This is a genomic window from Agathobacter ruminis (genome assembly GCF_002735305.1).
Classification (GTDB): Bacteria; Bacillota; Clostridia; order Lachnospirales; family Lachnospiraceae; genus Roseburia; species Roseburia ruminis.
This window is the reverse complement of record NZ_PDYG01000019.1, coordinates 22,225-34,075: the sequence shown is the minus strand read 5'-3', so window position 1 is coordinate 34,075 and position 11,851 is coordinate 22,225. Positions and strand designations below refer to the sequence as shown.

Here is an 11,851-nt window from a genome sequence, read left to right as displayed (position 1 = left end):
ATAAAAATACCGACCTCCAATCGTTAGATTTTTTGGTCTAACTTTTGGGGGTCGGTACATCATGCTCCTTTTTGACATGTTGTATTAAATAGAGGAAAGTGCCTGAGACAGATCCTCAATGATATCATCCACATTTTCAATGCCGACGGAAAGTCGAACCATATCCGGCTTTACACCGCAGGCAATCAGTTCCTCATCGGAAAGCTGACGATGCGTTGCTGATGCAGGATGCAATACGCAGGTATGTGCATCTGCCACATGTGTTGCGATAATTGCAAGTTTCAAATGCTTCATAAACTGTTCTGCTGCTGCACGGCCGCCCTTTACGCCAAAGGAAATGACTCCACAGCTGCCGTTTGGCAGATATTTCTGTGCCAATTCATACGAAACATCTCCCGGCAATCCCGGATAGGTTACATATTCGACATTCGGATTTGCCTGAAGGAATTCTGCTACCTTCTGCGCATTCTCACAGTGTCTCTGCATGCGAACCGCAAGAGATTCCAGTCCAAGATTGAGCATATAGCAGTTCATTGGAGACGGGATTGATCCAAGGTCACGCATCAGCTGTGCAGTTGCCTTTGTGATATATGCAGCTTCATTGCCGAATTTTTCAACATAAGTAATTCCATGATAAGATTCATCCGGTGTACAAAGCCCCGGGAATTTGTCAGCATGTGCCATCCAATCAAATTTGCCGGAATCAATCAGCGCACCTCCGACGGTTGCATCATGGCCATCCATATATTTTGTGGTCGAATGTGTCACAATATCTGCACCGAATTCAAACGGTCTGCAGTTGATTGGCGTTGCAAATGTATTATCTACAATCAATGGAACACCATGCTGATGTGCAGCATTTGCAAATCTCTCAATATCAAATACCGTCAACGCCGGATTCGCAATGGTCTCACCAAATACGGCCTTTGTATTCGGCTTAAATGCAGCCTCGAGCTCCTCATCTGTGCAATCCGGCTCTACAAATGTAAAATCAATGCCCATTCTGCGCATTGTCACATTAAACAGATTATAGGTTCCTCCATAAATTGCAGTCGATGCAACCACATGATCTCCTGCACCTGCTATATTAAAGACGGCAAAAAAGTTTGCTGCCTGTCCGGATGAAGTCAGCATTCCTGCACTTCCGCCTTCGAGTTCACAAATCTTTGCAGCCACCAGATCATTGGTTGGATTCTGCAATCTGGTATAGAAATATCCGCTTGCCTCCAAATCGAACAGCTTGCCCATGTCCTCGCTGGTATCATATTTGAAAGTTGTGCTTTGATAAATCGGAATCATACGCGGTTCTCCATTCTTAGGAGTATATCCGCCTTCGATACATTTCGTTTCCTGTCTCATGAAAATAGTTCCTCCGAGTCATATTCTTTTCTCATTCACCTTAAGTGCATCAGTACGATTATAGCACTTATCCGGCCAAAATAAAGACACTTCTCTACTTTTTCTGCCGATTTTGCCTAATTTTTGCAGGCAGCTACTGTTCAGCGTTGGTTGTGACCGTAGCATCCTTGAGCTGGATGTATTGCTTGTCGCCTTCATTATAGGTAGTGAAGGTTCCGGTGACGGTGATTTGGGTTCCTTCTTTCGGATAGTCTCCATCCGCAAGAACAAATTCAATTCCTTCCGCACAGCAGCCGGCCGCATCATAGACGAGACATGCATAATATGTCTTCTTGGTATGCGGATCTTCGTAAACGGACATTCCACCGTCAATTTTGACAGGGAGATCAACGAATTGGTCCGGATCTGTCACCATATTATAGACGATTGCATAGACCATCTCGCTGCTCATATCGGTAATATCAAGCACGCCATCCTTTGTTGTGATTTCAAAATCCCCGGTCGGCTTGTCCACATTGGTTACATCACCGTATCCATAATTGGTGGTATCCTGTTCTGTAGCAGCAGGTTCCGTGGATTGTGTCGCAGTCTGCTCGTCAAGCACATCCTGAACCCCTTTTGGCGTATTCTTATCAGAGTGTACACTATTTTGAATTAACCCGCATCCGTTCATCAGAATACTCCCCGCCATCATCATGCCCAATACAGCGGTTTGCTTTTTCCCATATTTTATCATCCTCTACCTCCTACGATTCCTATGATATAACAAATCAAAAATGCCAAAACATCCACAGCCACGATGGTGGATCCTACCGGTGTTCCCGTCAGAATCGAAACCAGCATACCAAGCAGGGCACAAATTACGGATATCACCGCGGAGCAGATTGTGACTGCTCGAAAGCTTTTGAAGATGCGCATTGCCGACAGTGCCGGAAAGATAATCAATGCGGAAATCAAAAGCGAGCCCACCAGATTCATTGCCAATACAATGATGACTGCAATGATAACGGCAATCAACAGATTGTACCAGTCCACCTTTGTGCCGGCAGATCGTGCAAATGACTCATCAAATGTCACATCAAAAATCCGATGATAAAACAGAACAAAGAATGCAATCACCAGGATCGATAATATGATGCAAATCCAGACTTCCTCTTTGCGGATGGTCAGGATGGACATCGATCCGAACAGGGTACTGCATACATCACCGGATACATTTGCGGATGTCGGAAATACATTTAAGACCAGATAGCCAAATGCCAATGCTCCGACAGAGAGCATCGCTATGGCGGCATCTCCTTTTATCTTAGCATTTTGTCCGGTCCGAAGCAGCAAAATCGCACAAATAATAGTGACAGGTAAAATCAACAATGTCTGATTTGCAATATTTAATATGGCAGCAATCGCCATTGCGCCAAATGCCACATGCGACAGGCCGTCTCCGATAAAGGAAAAACGTTTTAATACCAGCGTCACGCCCAGAAGTGACGAGCACAGGGCAATCAGCACGCCGACAATCAGAGCATACCGCACAAGCGGAAATTGAAAATAAAAAGAAAGCTTTTCCATCCAGTTCATTTTCTGCCTCCTTCACATTCCAATTCCTGCTCATGCGCAGCAATAAAACCTTCCGGGCTTTTCAGATATTCTTCCTTTGTCCCGAAAAATGTATGACGATTGTCCACATGCAAAATATGTGTTGCATAGCGAATGGTCGCACCGATATCATGGGAAATCATGATAATGGTAATCCCGTCCCTGTTGAGAGATGCAATCAGGTCATACATATCTGCCGTCACATTCGGGTCAAGCCCTGACACCGGCTCATCCAGCAGCAGAACTTTTTGTGACGCACACAGGGCGCGTGCGAGCAGTACTCTTTGCTGCTGTCCTCCGGACAATTCCCTGTAACAGCGCTTTGCCAGATTTACGATATGCATTCGTTCCATATTTTCAAGTGCTTTTTGTTTCTGTTCTTTCGAATAAAAAGGACGCCATCCCATTTGTCCCTGAAAACCGGAACGCACAATTTCTTCCACCGATGCTGGAAAGTCGCGTTGAATCATTGTCTGCTGGGGCAGATAACCTACTTCATTTTTCTTTAACCCGTCCATGAACATGACTTCTCCTGATATTGCAGGCTGCAGTCCCAAAATGGTGCGCATCAGAGTGGATTTTCCGGATCCGTTCTCTCCGACAATACACAGATATTCTCCCTTGTTCACTTCAAAATTAATATTTGCCAGCACTTCCTGGCCTTCGTATCCGACGGACAGATTGCGGGCGATCATATATGACATATCACACCTCCACAGGCATTGTGCTTTCTGCTTTACTGCAAAGCCTGTTTTAAAATTTCAAGATTTTTTTCCATGATTGCAAGATAGTTTGCACCATCCGCAACATGCTGTGCGGTTACCGACTGCATGGAATCCATAGTCAACACCGTCTGGTTCTTATTCTTTGTATTATCGATGATGGTCTGTGCAATCCTGCCATCCGCACTTTCAATTTGCATAATATTCTTTAATCCGAGCTCATCTACCTTTCCCGCCAGGAAAGTGATGGTTTCAAAGCTGGCTTCCGTCTCTGCCGAGCATCCGACAAAAGCAGCATAATAATCAAGCTTGTAATCGTCTACCAGATATCGGAATGGGAAACGGTCTCCGAATAACAAAGTTTTTGTTCCCGCATTTGCAACCGCATCCTCATATTTTGCATCCAGATCCTGCAATTGTTTGATATAAGCAGCTGCATTTTTCTCATAGGCGTCTTTGTTGTCCGGATCTGCTTTTGCGATTCCGTCAGCGATTGCCTGAACCAGAACGGATGAATTCTTGAGTGAAAGCCAGACATGCTCATCATATTCCGGGCCTTCCTCTTCCTCATCGGCATCCTCTTCCTCTTCTTCTCCCTGCATGCCCTCCACGACTTCTTCCTCTTTAATACGATTGCCAAGTGTCTCTAACAGGTTGATGACAACCATGTCTTTGTTGGTGGCCTCTTTCAAAACATCATCCACCCATTCATCAGACTCGCCTCCGACATAGATAAACACATCGCAGTCTGAAATCTTGATAATGTCATCCGCATTCGGCTGGTAACTGTGCAAATCCACACCATTGTCCAAAAGCATGGTGATGTCAGCTTCAGATGTATCTCCCACAATCTGCTTTACCCAGTCATATTCCGGGAAAATGGTCGTGACAACAGAGAGTTCCTTTGATGAAGAATCTGATTTCTTTGCATCCGCCTTTCCACATCCGACAGCGAGTGTCAATACAAGTGCTGCAACGAGTAACGATATTAATTTTTTCATGATTTTCCTCCAAAATACTACAAATTGTTTGGTTTACAAGTAGGGTCTGTAGCTTTTTGAATTCAATCGTTCATTCTCACTTTTTGGGTAATCAGAGTCGATTTGCCGATTTTCCATTCGACAAAATAAGCGAAAATCGAAATCCATTTTACGATGGCAACAATTGCTGCCACAACCGCCAATGCACATCCGATTTGTTTGACGACAGTTGCGCATTGATCTGCCATACGGCAAATCGGACATTCACTCTCATGACAATGCGCAATATGATCTGCGTGATCTGCAAGAAAGTACAAAGAAAAAAGCATCACAAAAAGAACAGCTACCGCTGCGCCAAGAGCAATGATTCGATTTCTTTTCTTTGCCTCGTTCATGTTTCACACTCCTAACTTCAATCGAAGATATTTTATAAATCTTTGCGCTATTTGTCAACAAAAAGAGGACTCGCCAAACGAAGTCCTCTTTGTTCTGCAATCCTTATGGTTTTATAATTCCTTCTTCCATAATCCGTGCAAATTGCACAATTCATAGGCAGCAATTGCAACAACCCCATCCGGCAATACAAATTTGGCAACCGGCTTATCGCCCGGCTTCAAATCCGCCTTAAAGAATCCATTGTTTGTCTCAAGAATCACAAACTGAATGTAGTGTTCTTCAAGCATCGGATGCTCCACATCCCCCACACAGACGGTGACATTGTTTCCGTCAATGCTGACAACCGGAACATGTTTCTCCGTTGCGGCATCCGTTGTGTTTGCTTTCATTTCGACCATTTCTTCTCCGCAGCACATCGGTGTGCAACCGGATTTCTCAGTCAAAAAAGCTACTGTGTTTTTGCATTTGTTACAACGATAAATTCTCATAAAAATCCCTCCATTAAATGTATAAGCCGCTATTAGTAATTTTCTTCACGAACCTCGAAGAATGCCTGCGGATGATTGCATACCGGGCAAACCTCAGGGGCTTCTGTTCCAACTACAATATGTCCGCAGTTGCGACACTCCCATACCTTCACTTCGCTCTTCTTGAAAACTTCCTGCATTTCCACATTCTGTAAGAGCTTGCGATAACGCTCTTCATGTTCTTTTTCAATGGCTGCCACTCCACGGAATTTTGCAGCGAGTTCAGGGAAGCCTTCTTCTTCCGCTTCCTTTGCCATACGATCATACATATCTGTCCATTCGTAATTCTCGCCCTCTGCAGCCTCTTTCAGATTCTCTGAAGTATCGCCCAGCATGCCAAGCTCTTTAAACCACAATTTTGCATGCTCTTTTTCATTGTCCGCCGTTTTCAGAAACAGTGCGGCAATCTGCTCAAATCCTGCCTTCTTTGCCACAGAAGCGAAATAAGTATATTTATTTCGGGCCTGTGATTCACCGGCAAATGCTTCCAACAAATTCTTCTCCGTTTTCGTTCCTGCATACTTGTTTGTACCCATAGCCTTCCTCCTTAAATAAACACATTTGCATTATTATTTTATCATAAAACTTAATACAAAACATCCAGTATTTTCAACGCATCCGCAATTCTTCCCGGCACAGCCAGACTGCGATCCATAATATCAATCCGGATGCTGATTTCCTTCGCCGTATTGAAAGTCACATAGCGCATATTCGGATTTTTGGATACAATCAGCATCAGTGGCGCCTTCACGGTCTTGTTCGACGCCTTGATTCCAAATTCCAGCTGCAGGATATTCTTCCCCTCATGTGCCTGCAAAAAGTCCCGAAAGCGCTGTTTTTGTGCGAGCCACTCCGTCGATTCTTTTTCCAGTCCGAAAAAATTTCCTTCGATTTCATAAATGGATTCTTCCTCGAACCCGTTCATTTGAAAATGGCGATCCTCGTTACTTGTCACCACAAAGTATGGCTTGAAGGTCATGAGTTTCTTTAAATTGCGATATACCTCGCTCCCCTCATAATCATCCACCAGATATTTGCGCAATTGTTCTCTGAACCGCGCCTTATCATCCGTCGTCATCGGCGCAAACAGCGCCTGATAAATGCCTGTCACCTGATATTTTTCACGGAATTCTCCAAAATATTTCTTGTAATCATCGGTGTCCGCCATCATTTTATAGCCTTCGGCGGAAGCCATTCCCGGACCCGCACTGATCAATATCGCATCTGCCCAGTGAAGCCGCTTGATTACCGCATTATAAACCGCATTGATATCGATATCACCCACGATATTCCCCCCTTTTTCCTATACCCGTTTCCGAAAAACCTCACACGCATACGCGCCGGACAGAAGCCGGCATTTTTCCACTCTCTGCGCCACGATAGGAATCTGTACATGCGCCAGTGCATCCGCTACCTGCAAATGCATCAGATTTCGAAATTCCTCCAGACTGACACCTTTGTCAAAATAAGCATTCACGCATCGCTCATCCACACTCATGCGATCGTCATGATGCTCCACATAATAAATCAGCCTGCGCGCATCCTCTTTTTCAAACCCGTCCTGATCCAATAACCCCGGAATCACCTCATCGCGTACGATCTCCATGCTGCGTTTCGGATGACCGTAATAATGCATATCCTCATCATCCGCCCGCCGTCCTCGCGTCTGGCAATCCGGTTTCCCGATATCATGAAGCAATGCACCCAGATAGATCATGTCATCATCCAGATCTCTTGGCAATCCCGTCACCGTATGAATACAATGCAGCCACAAATCATACTGATGCGCCTGATTTCTCTGATCAAAATCAAACATAATCCGTACCTTTGGCATCAGCCGGGCAATCTCTTCTCTCTTCTCATCAATCCGCTTTGCATCCGTTTCCTTTCGGAGCAATCCAATCAATTCCTTTAATGTCATGAGTTTCAAATTCTCCATCCAAACACATCACCCATATGGTACTTATGACACTGTGATAAGTCCATTTTACCCCATGCATCAGGCAATGCGCAAGTACTATTCACACGCGAAAAGAGCCGTCAGGATTGACGGCTCTTCTCTTATGTCACAACAAATTATTTAGGGAATTTACATATATAGCAGTTCAAAGATTGCTCCGCTGATATCCGCATCGATACGAAGGTCGTGAAGGCGTCGCATTCGCTCGGAAAGCGGTGCGGATGCACAGACAATTTCGTAGATGCGTGCCTTCAGATCATATGAGATCTGCATGCGATTAAGTCTGTCAAAAATCTCAGCGCGGGCATCCGTTTTTTGAACCTGGCCATCCAGCAACGTCAAAGCGATTTCAAACTGATCGCAGTCCGGCTCCTGAATCGTCAAGAGAAGCTGAGACAGCTTTTCGTCATAATGATAATCGATCCCTTCTTTTCGAAGTGTCTGGTTCACGCGAACCGCTGTCGGATTCGATACCCCGATGATGCGGATTTTGTAGACACGATGATTCATTTCATCCGGAAAATGATTGCCGGTGCGGTGCATGGTCAATACGGATTCTTCCGGATCACAACGGTATACAAATTCTGTCTGATAGCGGGACTGCTGAAGCTTTTGGTCGCTGCAGTCGTCTTCTATCATGGTATATTGCCCATCTGCTCCGTGGAATACCTGCAATTCGAGATATTTCGGATTATGCAGATGTGCACGGCTGTAATCTTCCGCAAGCGGAATGATTGCACCGGCCTTTGCCATAACCGGAATGGAATCAAGGGTACGATACATTTCCATTGTCCGATTGCCTTCATAGACATCGTGTGTGAAAAAGTCATACCAGATTCCCTGTGGCAGATAAATATCAGTCTTCGCGAGACAGGTCTTTTGATTTTGCGGCTTTGTAATCGGGCAGACCAAAAGCTGGCTTCCGAAATAGTATTCGTTGCCGTGCCGGTATGCCTCATCACAATCGTTGTGATAATAGAGCGGCTGCATCAAAGGAATGCCCTGCTCCGATGTCTCATAATTTGCAGTATAAAGATACGGAATCAGACGATGGCGCAGGCGCATAAAGTCCTGCATGATGCGATTCGCATCGGTTCCAAAGTTCCATGGTTCCTTTCCGTAAAACGGATTCGAGGTCGAGTGCAGACGCATGATAGGCGAGAAGACTCCGAACTGCACCCATCTGGTTGCAAGCTCGTCATTTTTTTCTCCCATCATATGGCCACCGATATCATGGCTCCACCAGCTATATCCCGCATTGCTTGCAGTCGCGGTAAAATACGGCTGAAAATCAAGCGACTCCCAGCTGTTGACCGTATCTCCCGAAAAGCCAACCGGATAGCGGTGACTTCCGATTCCTGCGTAGCGCGAGAATGTCAGTCCTCGATTGCCCTTGCGGCAGCTGTCTTTATAATGCAGATAATTGAGCATCCAAAGCGGATCAATACCCGGGATTTCCGATGTGGTTCCCTGCTGCCAGTCCATCCACCAGAAATCAACGCCCTGTTCTTCGAGCGGATGCAATAAATATTTAAAATAAGCATCCATAAATTTGGGATTGGTCACCTCAAACGGGATACGCTCCTCATTCTTGTAATCAACTCCAAGCGCTTTTGCCATCGGAACATATTGTGTTTCATGGCCTTTCACTCCATCTGCAGGATGCAGATTCAAAGTCACATGCAGTCCTCTCTCATGCAGTTCCTGCAAAAAGCGTTCCGGTTCCGGAAACAGTTCCGGATTCCAGCTGAATCCGGTCCATCCGCTTCCGTACTTTTCCGGCAGGCTGGTCATATGCCAGTCCATATCAACCACCGAAACAGCAATCGGAATCTGCTCCTGTGCGAAGCGATCCATCAGACTTACATATTCATCCTGCTGATACGGATAAAAACGGCTCCACCAGTTACCAAGTGTATATCTAGGCAACAGCGGTGTCTTTCCGCATAAATGATAAAAATCTTTCAAACAATCCAGATAATCATGACCATAACCAAAGAAGTAGATGTCAATTCCATCAATTTCACGAGGTCTGATCCATCCATCTTCCGTTATGACCGCGCTTTTGGAATCATCCAAAATCGCATATCCCTCGCGGGATAACAGTCCATCTTCCAGCGCAACAGCTCCGTTTGCATTGTCAAGCGTACGCGCTGTTCCTCCAAGTGTACGAACCTTGTCTCCGTATTTCCAGGTAGAGCCATAGATTCCAAACCCTTTTTGAAGCGTAATCTTTAACCCTTGCGGAGAGAATTCTTTTTGGTCGTAATATACATGAAGATCTCCGGTTTCAATCTCGAGACAGTCACCGTTGTATTTCACATCATATTCCGGCGAAGCAAAGTCACGCGATGTCACCAGTTGCGTATAGCCATCCACGAATTGTCCCGTGCTACTGTATTCAAGTCTGATTAATCGGCTGGTGAGCACGGTAATTCGATAATTCTTTCCTCTCATGTCTTTCATCATAACCCTTTTTGTTATTTAGTTTCCCCCCTGCATTTTTTGTCCGTAAAAAAGATAGGTTTTGTGTGCCGGAATTGTGATGGTTAAATTGCGATCATCCGACCATTGACATTTTGGTTCTTCTGCAAATACTTCCTCCAGCCCACATTCTTTTGTCAAACCAATTGCACCGAACGGAATCGTCATGGTAATTTCCGTATCATTATGGTTCATCACCATCACATGTGCCTGCGTTTCATCAAAACGCGCAAGTGCAATCACCTGTTTCTCGGCGCAGAGGAATTTCATGCTGCCTTCGCAAAGTGAGGAATATTCACATTTGCGATGAGAAAGTGTCTGATATAAATGATAAAACGGAGTCTCATGAAGATTTTCGTTCACACGATTCCATGGCATCGGCGCACGGAATCCCCCGTCATTTTCAGTCCATCCTTCAATTTCCAGTTCATCTCCGTAATAAACGGAAGGAGTTCCTATCATCATAAACTGGAAAATAACCGCACCGCGATAACTCTCCCAGTCTACATTTTCATGATGTAATCTGGATACATCATGGCTGTCAAACAGATTAAACTGATTCTGCCAGAATACAAACGGAATCTTGGCCAGATGCTGGCGCACACGCGCCTCCACATCTTCCGCAGTCATGCGATACGGCACATTGCGAATGATTTCGTTGCGCATTCCAAACAGATCGCCGGCTCCGAGATATTGGCGGATAATGCGACCAAATCCAAAATAGTTCATCGGCGCATCCCACTCATCGCCCTGCATATAAGTTCCGCAATCGCCCCAATCCTCGGCAAGAATATAAGCCTGTGGATTTTCTTCTCTGATTGCGGTACGAATTTCGCGCCACAGCGGACGATTCAGTTGGATTTCATCATTGCGTGCAAATACATCTGCCACATCAAATCTCCAGCCGTCAATGGAGTACGGCGGCTGTAACCATTTGCGCAAAACAGAATGTTTGTCACGATAAATCCGGTTGCGTAACTCTTCATTTCTGTAATCGAGTACCGGAAGGCTCTTGTATCCGGCCCATCCTTTATACTCATCGCTGTCTGCTTCAAAGAAATAAAAGCCTCTCTCCATACTGTTTTTGTCATGGAGCGCCTTCTGAAACCACGGTCCCTGCGTTCCTGTATGATTGATGGAAATATCAAGCACCAGTTTCATTCCGTTTTCATGAAGCGCTTTGCTCAAACGTGCAAGCGCTTCATCCCCGCCGAATCCGGCATCGACTTTTGTATAGTCGCTACAGTCATATTTGTGTGTACTCGGCGCCTCAAATATCGGATTGAGATAGACTGCCGTCACACCAAGTTCTTTCAGATACGGAATCTTTTCACGAATTCCATCCAGTGTTCCGCCATAAAAATCGAGCTTATGCTCATCATCATATTCCATTGGCCATTGATCGGTTCCGTTGCAAAAACGCTCCGGAAAAATCTGATAGAACACCTGAGATTTGACCCATTCCGGCTGCACATAATCGGCAAGCAGCACAAAATCATAGGTATGATCCGGAATATAGGTCGTGATTCCGTTTTGTGTGTAATAATAGATGGTATCCTCGGTAACCAGATGAAACTGATAGTTCATCCTAGGCTCAGTCATTTCGATAGAAGCCTCATAAATTGTTAGTCCGTTTGTCTCTTTCAGAGGATGCATCTCGGTCAAACATTCCGCGCCATTCGGCACTGTGCGCAGGAATATGTGTCTGACCTTCGCATCGTTGTATACTTGCAAGCGAATGGATACCCGCTCCTTCATCTTAGGGAGTGGAGGGACCACAAACTGCGGGCTTCCATCGCTGTATACACTTTCTAACCATTTTTCCAT

General features: G+C 45.3%; 12 protein-coding genes. All 12 read right to left on the bottom strand.

Annotation, left to right across the window (positions count from 1 at the left end; genetic code table 11):
• Nucleotides 1-84: 84 nt before the first annotated feature.
• Nucleotides 85-1,359, bottom strand: a complete 1,275-nt coding sequence (locus CSX02_RS05220) for an O-acetylhomoserine aminocarboxypropyltransferase/cysteine synthase family protein (RefSeq protein WP_099385876.1) — start codon at nt 1,357-1,359, stop codon at nt 85-87.
• A gap of 133 nt (nt 1,360-1,492) precedes the next feature.
• The gene (locus CSX02_RS05215; RefSeq protein WP_099385875.1) at nt 1,493-2,095 is read right to left on the bottom strand and encodes a hypothetical protein; all 603 of its coding nucleotides are present in this window, start codon (nt 2,093-2,095) and stop codon (nt 1,493-1,495) included.
• The gene (locus tag CSX02_RS05210; RefSeq protein ID WP_099385874.1) at nt 2,092-2,937 is read right to left on the bottom strand and encodes a metal ABC transporter permease; all 846 of its coding nucleotides are present in this window, start codon (nt 2,935-2,937) and stop codon (nt 2,092-2,094) included. The genes CSX02_RS05215 and CSX02_RS05210 overlap by 4 nt, the downstream gene beginning before the upstream one ends.
• Nucleotides 2,934-3,659 carry a metal ABC transporter ATP-binding protein gene (locus CSX02_RS05205; protein WP_031546493.1) on the bottom strand — a complete coding sequence of 242 codons (726 nt, stop codon included), beginning with the start codon at nt 3,657-3,659 and terminating at the stop codon, nt 2,934-2,936. Before CSX02_RS05205 ends, CSX02_RS05210 begins: the two co-directional genes overlap by 4 nt.
• Nucleotides 3,660-3,691: 32 nt before the next feature.
• On the bottom strand, nt 3,692-4,678 hold the full coding sequence (locus tag CSX02_RS05200) for a metal ABC transporter substrate-binding protein (RefSeq protein ID WP_099385873.1): 987 nt from the start codon (nt 4,676-4,678) through the stop codon (nt 3,692-3,694).
• 62 nt (nt 4,679-4,740) lie between these two features.
• Nucleotides 4,741-5,052 (bottom strand): hypothetical protein, encoded by a 312-nt coding sequence (locus tag CSX02_RS05195; protein WP_099385872.1) that lies wholly within the window; start codon nt 5,050-5,052, stop codon nt 4,741-4,743.
• 111 nt (nt 5,053-5,163) lie between these two features.
• Nucleotides 5,164-5,541, bottom strand: a complete 378-nt coding sequence (locus CSX02_RS05190; protein ID WP_031546487.1) for a desulfoferrodoxin family protein — start codon at nt 5,539-5,541, stop codon at nt 5,164-5,166.
• Between the two features lie 32 nt (nt 5,542-5,573).
• Nucleotides 5,574-6,116, bottom strand: a complete 543-nt coding sequence (gene rbr / locus CSX02_RS05185) for a rubrerythrin (RefSeq protein ID WP_031546485.1) — start codon at nt 6,114-6,116, stop codon at nt 5,574-5,576.
• A 50-nt stretch (nt 6,117-6,166) separates the two neighbouring features.
• Nucleotides 6,167-6,865, bottom strand: coding sequence for a hypothetical protein (locus tag CSX02_RS05180; RefSeq protein WP_099385871.1), 699 nt, complete (start codon nt 6,863-6,865; stop codon nt 6,167-6,169).
• Between the two features lie 18 nt (nt 6,866-6,883).
• Nucleotides 6,884-7,519, bottom strand: a complete 636-nt coding sequence (locus CSX02_RS05175) for an HD domain-containing protein (RefSeq protein ID WP_099385870.1) — start codon at nt 7,517-7,519, stop codon at nt 6,884-6,886.
• Between the two features lie 150 nt (nt 7,520-7,669).
• On the bottom strand, nt 7,670-10,009 hold the full coding sequence (locus CSX02_RS05170; RefSeq protein WP_099385869.1) for a glycoside hydrolase family 31 protein: 2,340 nt from the start codon (nt 10,007-10,009) through the stop codon (nt 7,670-7,672).
• A gap of 15 nt (nt 10,010-10,024) precedes the next feature.
• Complete coding sequence (locus CSX02_RS05165; protein ID WP_099385868.1) at nt 10,025-11,851, bottom strand: alpha amylase N-terminal ig-like domain-containing protein; 1,827 nt, start codon at nt 11,849-11,851, stop codon at nt 10,025-10,027.

What these genes read in the sequence shown, in the direction of transcription:
- CSX02_RS05220 (WP_099385876.1), bottom strand. Translation starts at nt 1,359, where the DNA reads ATGAGACAGGAAACGAAATGTATCGAAGGCGGATATACTCCTAAGAAT.
- CSX02_RS05215 (WP_099385875.1), bottom strand. Translation starts at nt 2,095, where the DNA reads ATGATAAAATATGGGAAAAAGCAAACCGCTGTATTGGGCATGATGATG.
- CSX02_RS05210 (WP_099385874.1), bottom strand. Translation starts at nt 2,937, where the DNA reads ATGAACTGGATGGAAAAGCTTTCTTTTTATTTTCAATTTCCGCTTGTG.
- CSX02_RS05205 (WP_031546493.1), bottom strand. Translation starts at nt 3,659, where the DNA reads ATGTCATATATGATCGCCCGCAATCTGTCCGTCGGATACGAAGGCCAG.
- CSX02_RS05200 (WP_099385873.1), bottom strand. Translation starts at nt 4,678, where the DNA reads ATGAAAAAATTAATATCGTTACTCGTTGCAGCACTTGTATTGACACTC.
- CSX02_RS05195 (WP_099385872.1), bottom strand. Translation starts at nt 5,052, where the DNA reads ATGAACGAGGCAAAGAAAAGAAATCGAATCATTGCTCTTGGCGCAGCG.
- CSX02_RS05190 (WP_031546487.1), bottom strand. Translation starts at nt 5,541, where the DNA reads ATGAGAATTTATCGTTGTAACAAATGCAAAAACACAGTAGCTTTTTTG.
- rbr (WP_031546485.1), bottom strand. Translation starts at nt 6,116, where the DNA reads ATGGGTACAAACAAGTATGCAGGAACGAAAACGGAGAAGAATTTGTTG.
- CSX02_RS05175 (WP_099385870.1), bottom strand. Translation starts at nt 7,519, where the DNA reads ATGGAGAATTTGAAACTCATGACATTAAAGGAATTGATTGGATTGCTC.
- CSX02_RS05170 (WP_099385869.1), bottom strand. Translation starts at nt 10,009, where the DNA reads ATGATGAAAGACATGAGAGGAAAGAATTATCGAATTACCGTGCTCACC.
- CSX02_RS05165 (WP_099385868.1), bottom strand. Translation starts at nt 11,851, where the DNA reads ATGGAAAAATGGTTAGAAAGTGTATACAGCGATGGAAGCCCGCAGTTT.